This window comes from Microbacterium sp. AG238 (genome assembly GCF_003610405.1).
Classification (GTDB): Bacteria; Actinomycetota; Actinomycetes; order Actinomycetales; family Microbacteriaceae; genus Microbacterium.
Genome location: NZ_RAQC01000002.1, coordinates 134406 through 151081, shown reverse-complemented (window position 1 = coordinate 151081; position 16676 = coordinate 134406). Strand labels below are relative to the sequence as shown.

The 16676-nt window shown below is 70.3% G+C and carries 15 protein-coding genes and 1 riboswitch; of the genes, 7 read left to right on the top strand and 8 right to left on the bottom strand.

Going from position 1 to position 16676, the window contains the following annotated elements:
• Positions 1-4: 4 nt before the first annotated feature.
• From DEU36_RS12295 to DEU36_RS12285, 3 genes are read right to left on the bottom strand one after another with little or no spacing between them, the layout of a single operon-like run.
• Positions 5-835, bottom strand: a complete 831-nt coding sequence (locus DEU36_RS12295) for an ABC transporter permease (protein ID WP_120264638.1) — start codon at positions 833-835, stop codon at positions 5-7.
• Complete coding sequence (locus DEU36_RS12290) at positions 832-1692, bottom strand: ABC transporter permease (RefSeq protein WP_120264637.1); 861 nt, start codon at positions 1690-1692, stop codon at positions 832-834. The genes DEU36_RS12295 and DEU36_RS12290 overlap by 4 nt, the downstream gene beginning before the upstream one ends.
• Positions 1689-2630, bottom strand: coding sequence for an ABC transporter ATP-binding protein (locus DEU36_RS12285; RefSeq protein WP_120264636.1), 942 nt, complete (start codon positions 2628-2630; stop codon positions 1689-1691). Before DEU36_RS12285 ends, DEU36_RS12290 begins: the two co-directional genes overlap by 4 nt.
• A 62-nt stretch (positions 2631-2692) precedes the next feature.
• Between DEU36_RS12285 and DEU36_RS12280 the strand changes: the two genes are divergently transcribed.
• Both DEU36_RS12280 and rraA read left to right on the top strand, forming a co-directional pair.
• On the top strand, positions 2693-3544 hold the full coding sequence (locus DEU36_RS12280) for a sulfurtransferase (RefSeq protein ID WP_120264635.1): 852 nt from the start codon (positions 2693-2695) through the stop codon (positions 3542-3544).
• A gap of 36 nt (positions 3545-3580) precedes the next feature.
• The gene (gene rraA, locus DEU36_RS12275; protein ID WP_120264634.1) at positions 3581-4048 is read left to right on the top strand and encodes a ribonuclease E activity regulator RraA; all 468 of its coding nucleotides are present in this window, start codon (positions 3581-3583) and stop codon (positions 4046-4048) included.
• Positions 4049-4052: 4 nt separating this feature from the next.
• Here the strand turns inward: rraA and DEU36_RS12270 are convergent, their stop codons facing one another.
• Positions 4053-4589 (bottom strand): hypothetical protein, encoded by a 537-nt coding sequence (locus DEU36_RS12270; protein WP_120264633.1) that lies wholly within the window; start codon positions 4587-4589, stop codon positions 4053-4055.
• Positions 4590-4685: 96 nt separating this feature from the next.
• On the opposite strand from DEU36_RS12270, the gene DEU36_RS12265 reads away from it, so the two are divergent.
• Complete coding sequence (locus tag DEU36_RS12265) at positions 4686-6638, top strand: ABC transporter ATP-binding protein (RefSeq protein WP_120264632.1); 1953 nt, start codon at positions 4686-4688, stop codon at positions 6636-6638.
• A gap of 117 nt (positions 6639-6755) precedes the next feature.
• Here DEU36_RS12265 and DEU36_RS12260 read toward each other — a convergent pair whose 3' ends face one another.
• Positions 6756-8654 carry a phosphoenolpyruvate carboxykinase (GTP) gene (locus DEU36_RS12260; RefSeq protein ID WP_120264631.1) on the bottom strand — a complete coding sequence of 633 codons (1899 nt, stop codon included), beginning with the start codon at positions 8652-8654 and terminating at the stop codon, positions 6756-6758.
• 118 nt (positions 8655-8772) lie between these two features.
• Here DEU36_RS12260 and DEU36_RS12255 point away from each other — a divergent pair, with 118 nt between their 5' ends.
• Positions 8773-10215: an XRE family transcriptional regulator gene (locus tag DEU36_RS12255; protein WP_120264630.1), complete on the top strand. Its 1443-nt coding sequence runs from the start codon at positions 8773-8775 to the stop codon at positions 10213-10215.
• Positions 10216-10302: 87 nt separating this feature from the next.
• Here DEU36_RS12255 and DEU36_RS12250 read toward each other — a convergent pair whose 3' ends face one another.
• Entirely contained in the window at positions 10303-11385 is a 1083-nt protein-coding gene (locus DEU36_RS12250) for a winged helix DNA-binding domain-containing protein (protein WP_259455365.1), read from the bottom strand.
• 291 nt (positions 11386-11676) lie between these two features.
• Here DEU36_RS12250 and DEU36_RS12245 point away from each other — a divergent pair, with 291 nt between their 5' ends.
• From DEU36_RS12245 to DEU36_RS12235, 3 genes are read left to right on the top strand one after another with little or no spacing between them, the layout of a single operon-like run.
• Complete coding sequence (locus tag DEU36_RS12245; RefSeq protein ID WP_120264629.1) at positions 11677-12531, top strand: ABC transporter substrate-binding protein; 855 nt, start codon at positions 11677-11679, stop codon at positions 12529-12531.
• A gap of 20 nt (positions 12532-12551) precedes the next feature.
• Positions 12552-13397 (top strand): amino acid ABC transporter permease, encoded by an 846-nt coding sequence (locus DEU36_RS12240; RefSeq protein ID WP_120264628.1) that lies wholly within the window; start codon positions 12552-12554, stop codon positions 13395-13397.
• Entirely contained in the window at positions 13394-14146 is a 753-nt protein-coding gene (locus DEU36_RS12235) for an amino acid ABC transporter ATP-binding protein (protein ID WP_120264627.1), read from the top strand. The genes DEU36_RS12240 and DEU36_RS12235 overlap by 4 nt, the downstream gene beginning before the upstream one ends.
• 112 nt (positions 14147-14258) lie before the next feature.
• On the opposite strand, the gene DEU36_RS12230 is transcribed toward DEU36_RS12235, so the two are convergent.
• Positions 14259-15140 carry a bifunctional methylenetetrahydrofolate dehydrogenase/methenyltetrahydrofolate cyclohydrolase gene (locus tag DEU36_RS12230; protein WP_120264626.1) on the bottom strand — a complete coding sequence of 294 codons (882 nt, stop codon included), beginning with the start codon at positions 15138-15140 and terminating at the stop codon, positions 14259-14261.
• A gap of 132 nt (positions 15141-15272) precedes the next feature.
• Entirely contained in the window at positions 15273-16547 is a 1275-nt protein-coding gene (glyA, locus tag DEU36_RS12225; protein WP_120264625.1) for a serine hydroxymethyltransferase, read from the bottom strand.
• A gap of 38 nt (positions 16548-16585) precedes the next feature.
• Positions 16586-16669, bottom strand: a riboswitch (ZMP/ZTP riboswitch).
• Positions 16670-16676 lie beyond the last annotated feature (7 nt).

Below are 16676 nucleotides of genomic sequence, written 5' to 3'. Positions count from 1 at the left end.
GGCGTCAGTCGAGGAACAGAGCTCGCAGTCGTTTCGTGGTGAAGACCAGACCGAGCCCGATCATCACGACGAAGTAGAGCACGTGCCACAGCATCCCGGCGGAGAGGATTCCGGTCGTCAATCCTCGGATCAGCTCGACGCCGTGCCAGAGCGGCAGCGCCTGCACGATCACCTGCACCCACTCGGGGTACACCGTGATCGGGTAGAAGGTCGCCGAGAAGAGGAACATGGGCAGCAGCACGAAGTTGATCCAGTCCATGTGCTGGAAGGTCTTCATGTAGCTCGTGACGGCCATCCCGATGCTCGCGAACCCGAACGCGATGAGCAGCACCGCCGGGAGAGCGAGCACGGCGGTCCATGCGAGGTTGAGCCCGAGCACCTGCATGATGATCATGAAGCCGGTGGCATAGACGAGACCGCGGAGCAGCGCGTAGAGGATCTCGCCGAGCGCGACGTCGAGCGGCCCGAGCGACGTCGACAGCATGCCCTCGTAGAGCTTGCCGTAGTTCAGCTTGAAGAAGACGTTCCACGTCGAGTCGTACACGGCGCCGTTCATCGCCGAAACCGCGAGCAGCGCCGGGGCGATGTACGCGGCGTACGGAACCTCGGTGCCCGACGAAGTCTCGACGTCGCCGATGAGGGCGCCGAGCCCGATCCCGAGCGAAGCGAGGTAGAACACGGGCTCGAAGAAGCCCGACAGCACCACGATCCAGCTCGACGACCGAGCCGCGATGAGACCGCGCTGCACGACCGCACCGGGGTTGCCCGCCCACAGCGCGCGCACACCGCCGCGGCGACCGGCCGGCGACGTCTCTCGCGCGATCAGGGCGCTCATTTCGCAAGCCTCTCGGTGAAGACCCGCCGGCCCCAGAGGTAGCCGACGGCGGCGAGCGCGAGGAGGTAGAGCACGTGCACGGCGATCATCCCGGCCCCGATGTCGGCCCCGTAGGTCGCCGCACGCCCGAGCTCGGCGCCGTGCCACAGGGGCGAGATCCAGGCGATCCACTGCAGGCCGATCGGTAAGGTCTCGACCGGGTAGAAGGTGCCCGAGAAGAGGAACATCGGCATGAAGATGAACCGCTGAACGAGAGCGAACTGCCCCTTGTCGTCCTGGATCGACCCGGCGTACGCCATGAGGGGGATGCCGAAGGCGACGCCCGCCGCGACGCCGGCGAGAATCGACAGCCAGCCCGTCGCGGGGTTCGGCACGGCGCCGAACGGCAGCAGCCAGATGAACAGGTAGTAGGCGCCGACGGCGACGATCATCCGCGCCGTCGCCCCGATGATGACGCCGTTCGCGATCTGCGGGCTCGACAGCGCCGAGGCGTTGAAGCCGTAGAAGTAGCGGCGCCATTTGAACCCCGCCATCACCGGGTAGGTCATCTCTTCGGATGCCACCGCGATCGCCGCGGTTACCAGCAGAGCCGGGGCGACGAACGGGAGGTAGCCGACCTCCTGCCCGTGGGAGGAGATCGGCACCGTGATGAGGGCAGCGAGTCCGACGGCGAGCCCGAGCAGGTACATGATCGGCTGCCCGACGGCGCCGACGACGATGGTCCAGCCATAGGCGCGCATCGCGCGGACCATGTGCTCGGCGACGTACCAGGTGCCGTAACGGCGGGGCCTGCGCCCGCCGGCGAGGGCTTCGGCACGCAACTCGTCGAGGGTGGGATGTGCGGTTCGCGTGCTCATTCGATCAGCGACCGTCCGGTCAGGCGCAAGAAGACGTCCTCGAGGCTCGACCGGCGCACGAGGCTCGTGAGCGGCGTGAGGCCGGCTGCCGACACCCGCTCGAGAGCGGCCTCGCCGTCGTGCGCGTAGACGAGGATACGGTCGGGCAGCATCTCGACACGGTCGCCGATGCCGCGCAGCTGGACCGCCGCGGACTCGTTGCGATTGGAGCCGAAGCGCACCTCGAGCACCTCGCGGCTCGAGTGCTCGCGGATCAGGGAGGCGGGAGTGCCTTCGGCCATGATCCGCCCCTTGTCGACGACGATGAGCCGGTCGCACAGCTGCTCGGCCTCGTCCATGTAGTGCGTGGTGAGCACGAGGGTCGTGCCGCGTTCCTTCAGCCGGAACAGCCGGTCCCACAGCACGTGGCGCGCCTGCGGGTCGAGACCCGTGGTCGGCTCGTCGAGCAGCAGGATGCGCGGGTCGTTGATGAGACCGCGGGCGATCGTGAGGCGTCGCTTCATGCCGCCCGAGAGCTGGTCGACCTTGTTCTTGGCCTTGTCCTCCAGCTGCGCGAACGCGAGCAGCTCATCGGCCTTCTCGTGACAGACCTTGCCGGGAAGACCGAAGTAGCGCCCGTAGATGTAGAGGTTCTCGCGCGCGTTGAGCTCACCGTCGAGGTTGTCTTGCTGCGGTACGACACCGAGCCGCGACCGGATCTCGGGACCGTAGCGATCGGGGTCGAGCCCCAGGATCTGCAGGTCGCCGCCGCTGCGCGTCGAGACCGCGCCGATCATCTTCATCGTGGTCGACTTGCCCGCGCCGTTCGGGCCGAGCAGCCCGAAGGACTCGCCGGGCGCCACCTCGAACGAGAGGTCGTCGACGGCGACGAAGTCGGGCTTGCCCTTGACGGCGTAAGTCTTGCGCAGCCCACGGGCGGAGATGACGGATTCTGGCACGCGACAACACTAGCGATGCGGTCGGACAGCGACCGGAGCCGCGGTGCGCGAGAATCGCACGCATGGATCGCATCCTCACCACTGCCGTTGAACTCCGGGCTGCCATCGTGGCGGGCCGCTATCCCGACGGCGGGCCCCTGCGGATCCTCGACGTCAGATGGTGGCTCGACCGCCCCGACGGACGCCCCGCGTTCCGCGCCGGCCACATCCCCGGCGCGCGCTACGCCGACCTCGACACGCAGCTCGCCGAGCACGGCGACCCGGCTGCCGGGCGGCATCCGCTTCCCTCCCGCGAGACGGTGCAGGCCGCCGTGCGCGACTGGGGAATCGACGACGGCGACACCGTCGTGGTCTACGACGACGTCGCCAACCTCGCGAGCGGCCGAGCGTGGTGGGTGCTGCGGGATACCGGCATCGCCGACGTCCGGGTGCTCGACGGCGCCCTGGCCGCCTGGATCGACGCGGGATTCGACCTCGAGGAGGGCGACGCGCCAGCCGTGCGTCCGGGCACCGCGGTCGTGTCGCCGGGCGCACTGCCGGTCCTGGGCATGGACGACGTCCTCGACCATGCCCGCGCCGGCCTGCTGCTCGACGCCCGCGCCGGCGAACGGTTCCGCGGCGAGGTCGAGCCGATGGACCCGCGCGCCGGTCATATCCCGGGCGCGGTGTCCGCGCCGACGACGCAGAACAACGACGAGTCGGGGCGGTTCCGCAGCATCGACGAGCTGCGGGCACGATTCGCCGCGCTCGGCGCGGAGCCCGGCTCGACGGTCGGCGTCTACTGCGGCTCGGGGGTCAGCGCCGCGCACGAGGCCATCGCCCTGAGCCTCGCGGGGTACCGGCCCGTCCTCTACCCCGGCTCGTGGAGTCAGTGGTCGCAGCATCCCGATCGGCCCGTCGCCACCGGCGCCTGAGGGGCCGCGCTCGGCGGTCGCCGCTACCCTGTCGACATGACGACCGCCACCGCTGATCTCTATGACGAACGCGGCGACGAGCTCGACTCGCTCGGCGTCCAGCTCCTCGACCTCGGCGGCCGGAGAGCCTTCGAGGGCCCGATCCGCACCGTGCGCTGCCATCGCGACAACGCACTCGTGAAACAGGTGCTGGCGACGCCGGGCGATGGCGCGGTGCTCGTCGTCGATGGCGGAGGGTCGCTCGAATCGGCTCTCGTCGGCGATCTGATCGCCGCATCCGCCGTCGAGAACGGGTGGGCGGGCATCGTCGTGAACGGCGCGATCCGCGACCGTGCGGCGATCGCGTCGCTCGACCTCGGTGTCAAGGCGCTCGGCTCGAACCCGCGTAAGAGCGGCAAGGCGGGCATCGGCGAGGTCGATGTGCCGGTCACGGTCGGGGGCGTCGTCTTCACACCCGGCCGGCGCCTCTGGGCCGACGCCGACGGCGTGCTCGTCGAGCGCTGAGCGTCTAGGCCATCCGCTCGAACGTGAGCGCGTAGATGGTGGGGTCGCCCGCAAGGTCCATCGTGACGCTCATGCCGGGCTGGTCGATGGTGACGTCGAAGGCGATCGTGCTGTTCTCGCACGTCACGGGCTCGCTCGGCGAGGCTCCGTCGACCGGGCCCGCCGTCACCGTGATCGTGCCGGCGCCGCGGCACGCGACCTGCGCCTGGTAGGTGCCGGCGGGCAGCGACGAGAACTGCGATGTCTGGTGCGCGGAGGTGTGCTGACTGAGCCACCCCGACAACGTGCCCATGCCGGTCGTGTCCGAGGAACGCGGCACGGCCGTCTCGGCCCAGTCCGCGATCTCATCGACCGGCAGCGGCAGCTGCTCCTCGTCGGTGCGTGCATCGGATGTCGGTGTGGGCGATGGCGTGGAACCGACGGATGCCGACGGCTCTGCCACCTCGCCGTCTACGACCGGACCGGTGCAGCCGGCGAGGGAGAACACGAGGAACGCGGCCGCCGCAAGCGGCGCCGCCTGACGTTTCGTGGTCGAACGCATCCGGGCACTCTGCCATCGACGCCGTGAGCAGACAACCACCTCGGGCGAAAGAAAGTACGGTCGAAGGTGACAGCTTCGCCGAACCGAGGGGACCGCATGTCCGACACCCGCAGCCGCATGCGCGGCGGACGCCGCCGCACCGATGAGGGGCCCCGAGCCCGGCTCTCGCAGCTGCTCCCCTACCTGTTCGAGCACAAAGGAGTGCTCGTCGCGGTCGCCGTGCTGAGCGTCGTCGAGGCTGTCGCCACGCTGGGCCAGCCGCTCGTCGTCGGGCAGGTCATCGAGCGTGTGCAGGCGGGCGACGCGCTCGGCATCCTCGTGTGGGCACTCGTGATCCTCGTCGTCGTCTCATCCGCCATCGGCGCCTTCCAGCACTATCTGCTCCAGCGCACCGGCACGGCGGTGGTGTTCTCCAGCCGCCGCCGTCTCATCGCGCGGCTGCTGCGGCTGCCGATCTCCGAGTTCGACGCCCGGCGCACCGGCGACCTCGTCTCGCGGGTGGGCACCGACACGACCCTGCTCTACGCCGTGCTCACCCAGGGCCTCGCCGACTCCGTCGGCAACGCGTTGATCTTCGTCGGCGCGATCGTCGCGATGCTCTTCATCGACCCCTTGCTCCTGCTGCTCATCGTCATCGTGATCGGAGCCTCCGTCGCCGTCGTCGTGGGCCTGAGCACCCGCATCCGCCGTGCCACACGCGAACAGCAGGAGCGCGTCGGCGAACTGGCCTCGGGCGTCGAACGGGCGATCGGCTCGATCCGCACCATCCGTGCCGCTGGAGCGACCGAGCGCGAGGAAGCAGCCGTCACGGGTTCCGCTCGCCAGGCGTACGACGCGGGGGTGCGGGTCGCGAAGGCATCGGCTCTCGTCGTGCCCGTCGCGGGCATCGCGCTTCAGCTATCACTGCTCGTCGTGCTCGGCGTCGGCGGATACCGCGTGGCCTCGGGCGCCATCTCGATCGCGAGCCTCGTGACGTTCGTGATGTTCCTGTTCTTCCTCGTGCAGCCGCTGGCGTCGTTCCTCGGGGCGATCACCTCGGTCAACCAGGCGCTCGGCGCGCTCGGCCGCATCCAGGAAGTGCTCGATCTGCCCACGGAGGACTCGGCCGACCCGGATGCCGCGGCCGCCGTCACCGCCTCGGGCGACAGCGACGTCGCGATCGAGTTCCGAGAGGTGCACTTCCACTACCCCGAGGCCGTCGTCGCGGCTCGGCGCACCGCGTCGGACGAAGCGCTGCGCACGCTCGCCGACGCGCGCGTCGACACCTCCGCGGTCACCGCGGTGACCGAGGGAGCCGGTGCTTCGGAGAGCGACGCGGATGCCGAAGCGGTCTCCGTCCCGGCAACCGGGGCTGTCGCCGCCGGTGAGGGCGAGGTGCTCCGGGGCGTCAGCTTCCGCGTTCCCCGCGGCGCGCGCGTGGCCCTCGTCGGCCCCTCGGGTGCGGGCAAGTCGACGACCCTCGCCCTGATCGAACGGTTCTACGACGTCACCGGCGGGGCGGTGCTGGTCGGGGGCACCGACATCCGGTCGATCCCCCGCGCCGAACTGCGCGCACAGCTCGGTTACGTCGAGCAGGACGCCCCCACCCTCGCGGGCACGATCGCCGACAATCTGCGACTGGCCGCCCCCGAGGCCACCGACGCGGAATGCGAACGTGTTCTGCGCGCGGTCAACCTCGGCGACGTGCTCGAGCGCAGCGAGCTGGGGCTCGAGGCTCCGGTCGGCGAAGCGGGTGTCATGCTCTCGGGCGGAGAGCGTCAACGTCTCGCGATCGCGCGCGCGCTGCTGGCGGCTCCCCCGGTCCTCCTGCTGGACGAGTCGACGTCGTCGCTCGACGGACTCAACGAGCAGCGGATGCGCGAGGCCATCGACGCGGTCGCGACGGGACGCACCCTCGTGGTCATCGCGCACCGGCTCTCGACGGTCGTCGACAGCGACGTCATCGTGGTGCTCGACCATGGCCGGGTCGTCGGCCAGGGCACGCACTCCGAGCTCGTCGCCACGGTGCCGCTGTATCGCGATCTCGCGAAGCACCAGCTGCTCGTCTGAGGCCCATGCCTTCTCGCCGAGAACGCACCATCGCCACGAGCGCGCACCCTCTGCGGTGCGTTCTCGCGGCGACGGTGCGTCCTCGCGGCCGGCGCGGGGCGGCGGGACGGGGCGGCGTCAGGCGCGGTGGCCGAGGCGGTAGCGCAGGGCCTCGAGCTCGGAGCGCAGTGCCGCGGGCAGCCGGTCGCCGAAGGTGTCGTAGAACTCCTCGGTGAGGTCGGCCTCGCGCAGCCACGACTCCGTGTCGACCGCGAACAGCTCGTCGAGATCACGCTGGGACACCTCGATGCCGTCGAGGTTGAGGTCATCGGTGCGCGGCAGACGGCCGATCGGGCTGTCGACGGCGTCGACCTCACCGTTCAGGCGGCGGACGATCCAGTCGATGACCCGCGAGTTGTCACCGAAGCCGGGCCACAGGAAGCGCCCGTCCGCGCCCTTGCGGAACCAGTTCACCTGGAACACCCGCGGCGCCCGGTCGAACCGCAGCTTCTGCCCGACCTTCAGCCAGTGGGCGAAGTAGTCGCCCATGTTGTATCCGCAGAACGGCAGCATGGCGAAGGGGTCGCGGCGCAGCTCGCCGAGCGTCCCCTCGGCCGCCGCCGTGCGCTCCGACGAGATGTTCGAGCCTATGAAGACGCCGTGCGTCCAGTCCGTGGCCTCCACGACGAGGGGGACGTTGGTCGCCCGCCGCCCGCCGAACAGGATGGCGTCGAGAGGCACGCCCTCGGCGGCATCCCAATCCGACGCGATCTGCGGGCACTGGGCGGCGCTCACCGTGAAGCGCGAGTTGGGGTGCGCGGCCGGCCGGCCCGAGTCGGGGGTCCAGGGCTTGCCCTCCCAGTCGATCAGCTCGGCGGGCGCCTCATCGGTGAGCCCTTCCCACCAGACGTCGCCGTCGGGGCGCAGCGCCACGTTCGTGAAGATCGTGTTGCCCCACAGCGTCTCGACCGCCGTGACGTTCGTCGACTCGCCCGTTCCCGGTGCGACGCCGAAGAAGCCGGCCTCGGGGTTGATCGCCCACAGCCGGCCGTCGGACCCCGGACGCAGCCACGCGATGTCGTCGCCGAGCGTCTCGACCCGCCACCCGGGGATGGTGGGACGCAGCATCGCCAGATTCGTCTTGCCGCAGGCGGAGGGGAACGCGGCCGCCACATGGTAGGCCTTGCCTGCCGGATCGATGACCCGGATGAGCAGCATGTGCTCCGCGAGCCAGCCCTCGTCACGACCGATCACCGATGCGATGCGCAGCGCGAAGCACTTCTTCGCGAGGATCGCATTGCCGCCGTAGCCCGACCCGAACGACCACACCTCGAGAGTGTCGGGGAAGTGGACGATGTACTTCTCGTCGTTGCACGGCCACGCGACATCCGTCTCACCCGCCGCCAGCGGCGCGCCGACCGAGTGCACGGTCTTGACCCAGGGCTTGCCGCCGGCGATCTCGTCGAGCACGGCCGAGCCGACGCGGGTCATGATGCCGATGGACGCCACCGCGTAGGCGCTGTCGGTGACCTGTACCCCGATGTGCGACAGCGGGCCGCCGACCGCTCCCATCGAGAACGGCACGACGTACATGGTGCGTCCGCGCATCGATCCGGCGAACAGGGGGGTGATGGTCGCCCGGATGTCGTCGGGGGCCACCCAGTTGTTGGTGGGGCCGGCGTCCTCCTCGCGCTCGGACGCGATGAAGGTCCGCGCCTCGGTGCGAGCGACGTCGCTCGGGTGCGATCGGGCGAGGTACGACCCGGGCCGCCACTCGGGATTGAGCTTGATGAGCTTGCCCTCGTCGACCATTTCGCGCAGCAGCGCGTCGTTCTCTGCGGCCGAGCCATCGACCCAGTGCACCCGATCGGGCCGCGTGAGCGCGGCGATCTCGTCGACCCAGGCGACGAGATCCGCGAGCGGTCCGGATGCCGTCGCGGGCCGGGCGCCCAGATCGGTGCGGGGGCGGCGCTGCGCGCTGGCCGCGGCGGACGTACCGGTTGAGGCGGGACGGGTGAAGAGGTCGGCGATGGCCATGTCGGTCTCCTACATCGGCGGCGAGATCGGTGATACCTGACGATTCCAACGCACGAATACCCCGTCTTACAGAAGACGGCGCCTTCAAGAAACCCGAATCTTTCCCTATGATCAAGGAATGGCTGCATCCGGAATCGAACTCGCGACCCTCGGCCACCGCATCCGTCACCACCGAGTCGCCCGCGGGCTGACGCTCGACGAGCTCGGCGCGCAGGTCGGCGTCGCCGGCAGCCAGCTGAGCCTCATCGAGAACGGACGGCGCGAGCCCAAGCTCTCGTTGCTGCAGTCGATCGCCTCGGCGACCGGCACCGATGTCGCCGATCTCCTCTCGCCTGAACCGCCGAACCGGCGCGCGGCCCTCGAACTCGAGCTCGAGCGGGCACAGGCCAGTCCCGTCTTCCGCAGGCTCGGGATCGCACCGGTACGCGCGGGCAAGACGATGAGCGACGAGACACTGGAGTCGATCCTCGGGCTGCATCGCGAACTGCAGCGCCGCGAGCGCGAGGCGATCGCGACGCCCGAAGAGGCTCGGCGCGCCAACACCGAGCTGCGCCTACGGATGCGCGAAGTCGCGAACTACCTCCCCGACATCGAGCGCCTCGCCGAGAAGCAGCTGAAGGCGGCCGGGCACACCTCGGGCGCGCTGACGCATCGCACCGTGAGCATCATGGCCGAGCAGCTGGGGTTCGAGCTGCTGTACGTCGCCGACCTCCCGCACTCGGCACGCTCGGTCACCGACCTCGAGAACGGGCGCATCTACCTTCCCCCCGCGTCGATCCCGGGCGGCCATGGCCTGCGGTCGATGGCACTGCAGGCGATGGCCCATCGCCTGCTGGGACACACTCCCCCGGACGACTACGCCGATTTCCTGCAGCAGCGCCTCGAGATCAACTACTACGCCGCGTGCTGCCTCATGCCCGAGACGGCCTCGGTCGCGTTCCTGTCGCAGGCGAAGAAGGACCGCAACCTGGCTGTCGAGGACTTCCGCGACGCGTTCGGGGTGACGCACGAGGCGGCCGGGATGCGGATGACGAACCTCATGACCACGCACCTGGGCATCCCGTTGCACTTCCTGCGCGTCGACGGGGCGGGCGCGATCACGCGGGTCTACGAGAACGACGGCCTGCCGCTGCCGATGGACGTCACCGGCAGCGTCGAGGGCCAGGTCGTGTGCCGGGCCTTCTCGGCGCGGTCGGCGTTCGAGGAGCAGAACCGCACCGTCGAGCACTACCAGTACACCGACACCCCGGGCGGAACCTTCTGGTGCTCGAGCCAGACCGGGACCACCGCTGAGGGCGAATTCTCGATCACCGTCGGCGTACCGTTCGACGACGCCCGCTGGTTCCGCGGACGCGAGACGCAGAAGCGGGCGACATCCACGTGCCCCGATGAGTCGTGCTGCCGGCGGCCCGATCCCGATCTGACGTCGCGATGGGAGGGCAAGGCTTGGCCGAGCGCTCGCGTGCACATGCAGATGTTCTCGCCGCTGCCGCGCGGCAACTTCCCCGGTGTCGACGACGGCGAGGTCTACGCCTTCCTCGACCGTCACGCCGCCGGCTGACCCGGGACAGCGCTCGAGGTCCCAGTTGGGCCGGGAATCACGCCGGGATACCCGGCCGAACTGGGACCTCGGAGGCGCCGCGCGAGCTCAGCCGGCGAGGAAGCGTGAGACCCGCGCGAGCGCCGCCGCAATCGCGGATGCCGCGACCGACGGGTCCGTCACGAGCGTGGAGCCGGGTGGCAGATGGTGCCGCCCGAGGGCGACGGAGTGGCGCCAGGTGCCGATGACCCGGCCACGGGAGATCAGGATCGGCGCGACCTGGCCGTTCATGGTCGGACCGATCCGCGACGCGAGGTCGGGGTCGCAGACGGTCGTCCGGTCGGCGTAGGAGAGGTAGTACTCGTCGAAGGCGGGGAGGGCGACGACATCCCCGCCGTCGCGGCCGGGAACCGAGCCGGAGGTGGATGCCGACGCGCCGGGCTCGGCATCCGGTGCCGCGAACAGTCCGGTCTCGACCTCGACGACCCGGTCACCAGCCGCCTCGGCCGCACGTCGCGACATCCCGATCGGCAGGCCCGCCCACCATCGGAAGTCCTCGATGCGCGCGGGTCCGTGCGAGCGCATGTAGCTCACGAACATCTCGGCGAGCGGATCGTCGGGCATCCGCCCCGATGGCAGCTCGTCCACGGCGACGAGGAACTGGTCGCGGGTCGGCCCGCCCTCGCGCGGCACCACCGGGCCGAAGGCGAGCACCCCGCGCACGGCAAGCGCCGAGAGGATGTGGTTGCCACGCGAGCGTTCCGTCTCGATGCCGGCGCCGCGCAGGAGGTCGGCGAACTCGTCGCGCGTGAGCCGGTTCCGGCCGCGCAGCGCCTGCCGGGCGGCGCGCTCAGCCGTCGCCAGCACCGCATCGTCGACCGCGAGCCCACGCAGGATGCCGGTTGCCGCGCGCTGCTGGCGCTCGGCGGTCACCGCGAGCATCCCGGCGAGGTCGACCGAGCGCACGATGTGCAGCGTCCCGCGTTGCGTCCACGAGCGCACGAGCGTGCCGTCCTCGAACGCGGCATCCACCGCGCGCAGCGCGGGCTCGCCGTCGGTGCGGACGGCGAGCGCCCATCGTCCGGACCAGAAGTCCTGCGCCTGTAGCGCGAGCATGTGAGCCGCGGCCTCGCCGAGTGACGACGCGGGTTCACTCAACAGGTGGGAGCGCAGCCGCTGCGCCGCGATCACCTCAGCTCCCCCGCGGCATCCTTTGCCGCTATCGCCCCCACCGTTGTCCCGCACGCCGCCGATCCTGCCCGATCCCGCCCCCGCGGTCCACTCCCCGCGAGGTCCCACTTAGGCCGGGTAAGCGCGGCTCATACCCGGCCCAAGTGGGACCTCGCAGGGTTCGGGCCCCGCCGCCGCGCAGGCCGTAACACGACGACCCGCGCGCCCCGCGGTATCCGGGGCAGGTGAGAATGGATGCAGCCGCCGGTGACAGCACGCCGATGCGCGGCATCCGCACCCGGAGGTTCCCCGATGTCCCGCTCTCTTGTCCGCGCCGCGTCGATCGGCGTCGCTGCGCTCGCGATCCTCCTCGCCGGCTGCTCGTCCTCGCCTGCGCCCGCCGCCTCCGGCGACGCCGCCTCCGGACCTGCCGCCGAAGACTACGTCACCCCCGGCAAGCTCACCTTCGCCACCGGCGAGACGGCCTACGAGCCGTACTTCGTCGACGACGACCCCGAGTCGGGCGAGGGCTTCGAAGCCGCCGTCGCCTATGCCGTCGCCGACAAGCTCGGCTTCGCACCGGATGACGTCGTGTGGGTGCGCACGAGCTTCGAGGCCGCGATCGCGCCCGGGCCGAAGAGCTTCGACATCAACGTCCAGCAGTACACGATCACGGATGAGCGCAAGCAGGGCGTCGACTTCTCGTCGCCCTACTACTCGGCCAGCCAGTCGATCGTCGCGATCGCGGGCGGCGCGGCCGACGGCGTCTCCGACATCGCGGGCCTGACCGACCTCACGATCGGCGCGATGGCGAACTCCACCAGCGCCCAGACGCTGGCAGAGGTCGCGCCCGACGCCGAGGCCCGCCTGTACAACTCCAACGAGGATGCCGTGGCCGCCCTCGGCGCGGGACAGATCGACGCGATCGTGCTCGACACGCCCACCGCCTACCTCGCCGTCAACTTCTACATCGAGAACTCGTTCTTCGTCGGCGAGCTGCCGAAGGCGGGCATCGAGGACGAATGGGGCCTGTTGCTGGCGAAGAACTCGCCGCTCACCCCGGCCGTGACGGCCGCCGTCGACGAACTGCGCGAGGACGGCACCCTCGCCGACCTCGAGCAGAAGTGGCTCTCGGGTCTCACGGAGGGCGTGACGCTCCTCCAGTGAGGGCGCGCTAGCGTCTATCCGTGACCTCCTCCGTCCCGAGCGCGCTCGAACTCGAGCGCCGTGCGTATCGGCGCGGCCGCGAGCGCCGGTCGGTGCTGATCGCCGTCGCGTCGACGCTCGCCTTCGCCGCCGTCGTCTGGGTGACGGTGATCAACACGGAGGGCTGGGCGACCGTCCAGCGGAGCTTCTTCGACCCCGCCGTGGCGGTCCAGGCGCTGCCGGAGGTGTGGCAGGGGTTCCTCGTCAACCTGCAGGTGCTCGCGATCTCGGTATTCACGGTCGCCGCGGTGGCCCTGGTGCTGGCGCTGCTGCGCACCCTGCGGGGGCCGGTGTTCTTCCCGCTCCGCCTGATCGCCGCCGCCTACACCGACCTGTTCCGAGGCCTGCCCTTCGTCATCGTGCTGTACCTCATCGGCTTCGGGCTGCCGACGATCCTGAACACCCGCATCGACCCGGTGCTGCTGGGTGTCCTCGCCATCACGCTGACCTACTCGGCCTACGTCGCGGAGGTCGTCCGGGCGGGCATCGAGTCGGTGCATCCGTCGCAGCGTCTCGCCGCCCGCGCGCTGGGGCTCAGCTACCCGCAGACCCTGGTGCGAGTCGTGCTGCCGCAGGCGCTGCGCAAGATGACCCCGCCGCTCATGAACGACTTCATCTCGATGCAGAAGGATGTCGGGCTGATCTCGATCCTCGCCGCATTCGACGCGATCGCCGAGGCGCGGGGAGTGGTCGCGACGACCTACAACTTCACCCCGTATGTCGTGGCGGGCGTGCTGTTCGTGCTGCTCGCGATCCCGACGATCCGGCTCACCGATTGGTACACCGCGAGGCTTCGACGCCGCGAGCAGACGGGATCGGTGCTGTGAGCGAGGTCACCGCGGGCACCGACGTCCTGCACGCCAGCGGCATCCGCAAGTCGTTCGGCGACAAAGAGGTGCTTCGCGGCGTCGATGTATCGCTCGCCCGGCACGAGGTCGTCGCCCTGATCGGTGCGAGCGGTTCGGGCAAGTCGACCCTGCTGCGTTGCCTCGGCCTGCTGGAGCCCATCGACGACGGGCAGATCCTGCTGGCCGGCGAGGACATCTCCGATCCTCGCGTCGACGCGAACGCGGTGCGGGCACGCCTGGGAGCGGTGTTCCAGAGCTACAACCTCTTCCCGCATCTGTCGGTGCTCGACAACGTGACCCTGGCCTCCCGCGTCGTGCATCGCGTGCCACGGCGCGAGGCGGAGGCGCGGGCGCGTGAGCTCCTCGCGCGCATCGGGCTGGCCGACAAGGCCGGTGAGCACCCCGATCGGCTCTCGGGCGGCCAGCAGCAACGGGCGGCGATCATCCGTGCGATCGCGACGGACCCCGAGGTGCTGCTGCTCGACGAGATCACGTCGGCACTCGACCCCGAACTCGTCGGCGAGGTCCTCGAACTGGTCCGTGATCTCGCCGTGGCCGGGTCGACGATCCTGATGGCGACGCACGAGATGGCGTTCGCGAGGGATGTCGCCGACCGGGTGGTCTTCCTCGACCAAGGCGTCATCGTCGAGGAAGGTGCACCGTCGGAGGTCTTCGGCTCCCCGCGCGAACCGCGCACGCGCGCCTTCCTCTCCCGCTTCCTCCTCTGACCCCACTCCCCCTCCACCCCGTCGAGTCGCCAGACAACGCGGGTCCGGGCGGGCCGGCATCCGCAGTTCGTGGCGAGTCGACGAGCGGGGGGCGGGGACGCGGAGGCCGGGGTCAGGCGGTCGCGCGCTCGGCGGCTTCGACGACGTTGGTCATCAGCAGGGCGACGGTCATCGGGCCGACGCCGCCGGGGTTCGGCGAGAGCAGGCCCGCGACCTCGGCGACATCCGGTGCGATGTCGCCGTAGACCTTCGACTTGCCGGTCTCGGGGTCGTTCTCGCGCGTGACCCCCACGTCGAGCACGGCGGCGCCCGGCTTCACATCGGCAGCGGTCACGAGATGCTTCACGCCTGCGGCGCCGACGATCACGTCCGCCTCGCGCAGGTGCGCACCGAGGTCGGCGGTTCCGGTGTGGGTGAGGGTCACCGTGGCGTTGATCTCGCGACGGGTCAGCAGCAGGCCGATGGAGCGGCCGATCGTGACACCGCGGCCGACCACGACGACGTGCTTGCCCGCTAGGTCGTACCCGTTGCGCTGCAGCAGCTCGATGACGGCACGCGGCGTGCAGGGCAGGGGCGTCGTGATGGGGTCGTTGACGTTGAGCACGAGACGCCCGAGGTTGACAGGGTGCAGACCGTCGGCATCCTTCGCGGGGTCGATGCGCTCGAGGATCCGGTCGGTGTCGAGGTGCTTCGGCAGCGGGAGCTGCACGATGTAGCCGTGGCACGTCGGGTCTGCGTTGAGGCGGTCGATGACCTCCTCGACCTCGGCCTGGGTCGACTCTGCCGGCAGCTCGATCTGGATCGAGTTCATGCCGATCGCCTCGGACTCGCGGTGCTTCATCCCGACGTACAGCTGGGATGCCGGGTCGGCGCCGACCAGCACCGTCGCGATGCCCGGGGTCACCCCGCGCGCCTTCAGCGCGGCGACGCGCTCGGCCAGTTCGGTCTTGATGGCGGCGGCGGTGGCCCGCCCGTCGAGCTTCTGCGCGGTCATGTCAGTCTCCGTTCGAGAGGGATCGCGGTCGTGGGGCCGCGGCCGCCGAGACCGCATGGCCCCCGCGAGAACGTACCGCGCGGGGTGCGTTCTCGCGGAGCGGGTGCGTTCTCGGCGACCGGCGACGCCGGGTTACTGCTGCAGGCCGGGGTACAGCGGGAAGGCGTCGGCGAGCGTCGCCACGCGAGCGCGCAGGGCCTCGAGGTCGGCACCGGGCTGCAGCGCGAGCGCGATGATGTCGGCGACCTCGGTGAATTCAGCGTCGCCGAAGCCGCGGGTCGCGAGAGCGGGCGTGCCGATGCGCAGGCCCGAGGTGACCATCGGCGGACGCGGGTCGTTCGGCACCGCGTTGCGGTTGACCGTGATGCGGATCTCGTGCAGCAGGTCTTCGGCCTGCTTGCCGTCGAGCTCGGCGTCGCGCAGGTCGACGAGCACGAGGTGGACGTCGGTGCCGCCCGAGCGGACGGCGATGCCGGCATCCGCGACATCCCGCTGCGTCAGGCGGTCCGCGATGATCGCGGCGCCGCGCACGGTGCGCTCCTGGCGCTCCTTGAACTCCGGCGTCGCGGCGAGCTTGAACGCCGTCGCCTTGGCCGCGATGACGTGCATGAGCGGGCCGCCCTGCTGCCCCGGGAAGACGGCGGTGTTGATCTTCTTGGCCAGGTCGGCATCGTTCGTGAGGATGATGCCCGAGCGGGGGCCGCCGATGGTCTTGTGCACCGTCGACGAGACGACGTGGGCGTGCGGCACGGGCGACGGGTGCACACCCGCGGCCACGAGACCGGCGAAGTGCGCCATGTCGACCCAGAGGTACGCGCCGACCTCGTCGGCGATCGCACGGAACGCGGCGAAGTCGAGCTGACGCGGGTAGGCCGACCAGCCCGCGATGATGACCTTCGGCTTGTGCTCGTGGGCGAGGCGGCGGACCTCGTCCATGTCGATCAGCGAGGTCTCGGGGTTCACGCCGTAGGCGACGATGTCGTACAGGCGGCCCGAGAAGTTGATCTTCATGCCGTGGGTGAGGTGGCCGCCGTGGTCGAGCGAGAGGCCCAGGAGCGTGTCGCCGGGGCGCGCGATGGCGTGGAGCACGGCGGCGTTGGCCGTCGCGCCCGAGTGGGGCTGGACGTTGGCGAACGCGGCGCCGAAGAGCGACTTGGCGCGCTCGATCGCGAGCTCCTCGGCGACGTCGACCTCTTCGCAGCCGCCGTAGTAGCGGCGACCCGGGTAACCCTCGGCGTACTTGTTGGTGAGCACCGACCCCTGCGACTGCAGCACCGAGACGGGCACGAAGTTCTCGGATGCGATCATCTCGAGGTAGCCGCGCTGGCGGTCGAGCTCGCGCTCGAGGACCTGAGCGATCTCGGGGTCGACCTCGGCGAGCGGGGCGTTGAAATACGAATCGGTCATGACGATCTCCTGACGACGGCTTTCACGAACAGAGGTTCCACATCGGCCCAGGCGTGCGGTCGAATGCCGTGTCGGTCGCTCCCCGGTGGTGGCCCACCTCAACGCCAGTCGCGACGCGTCCGAGCATAA

Coding starts and splice junctions, on each gene's coding strand:
- rraA (WP_120264634.1), top strand. CDS start 3,581: ATGACGACCGCCACCGCTGATCTCTATGACGAACGCGGCGACGAGCTC.
- glyA (WP_120264625.1), bottom strand. CDS start 16,547: ATGACCGATTCGTATTTCAACGCCCCGCTCGCCGAGGTCGACCCCGAG.
- DEU36_RS12295 (WP_120264638.1), bottom strand. CDS start 835: ATGAGCGCCCTGATCGCGCGAGAGACGTCGCCGGCCGGTCGCCGCGGC.
- DEU36_RS12260 (WP_120264631.1), bottom strand. CDS start 8,654: ATGGCCATCGCCGACCTCTTCACCCGTCCCGCCTCAACCGGTACGTCC.
- DEU36_RS12290 (WP_120264637.1), bottom strand. CDS start 1,692: ATGAGCACGCGAACCGCACATCCCACCCTCGACGAGTTGCGTGCCGAA.
- DEU36_RS12230 (WP_120264626.1), bottom strand. CDS start 15,140: ATGACCGCGCAGAAGCTCGACGGGCGGGCCACCGCCGCCGCCATCAAG.
- DEU36_RS12280 (WP_120264635.1), top strand. CDS start 2,693: ATGGATCGCATCCTCACCACTGCCGTTGAACTCCGGGCTGCCATCGTG.
- DEU36_RS12265 (WP_120264632.1), top strand. CDS start 4,686: ATGTCCGACACCCGCAGCCGCATGCGCGGCGGACGCCGCCGCACCGAT.
- DEU36_RS12245 (WP_120264629.1), top strand. CDS start 11,677: ATGTCCCGCTCTCTTGTCCGCGCCGCGTCGATCGGCGTCGCTGCGCTC.
- DEU36_RS12255 (WP_120264630.1), top strand. CDS start 8,773: ATGGCTGCATCCGGAATCGAACTCGCGACCCTCGGCCACCGCATCCGT.
- DEU36_RS12270 (WP_120264633.1), bottom strand. CDS start 4,589: ATGCGTTCGACCACGAAACGTCAGGCGGCGCCGCTTGCGGCGGCCGCG.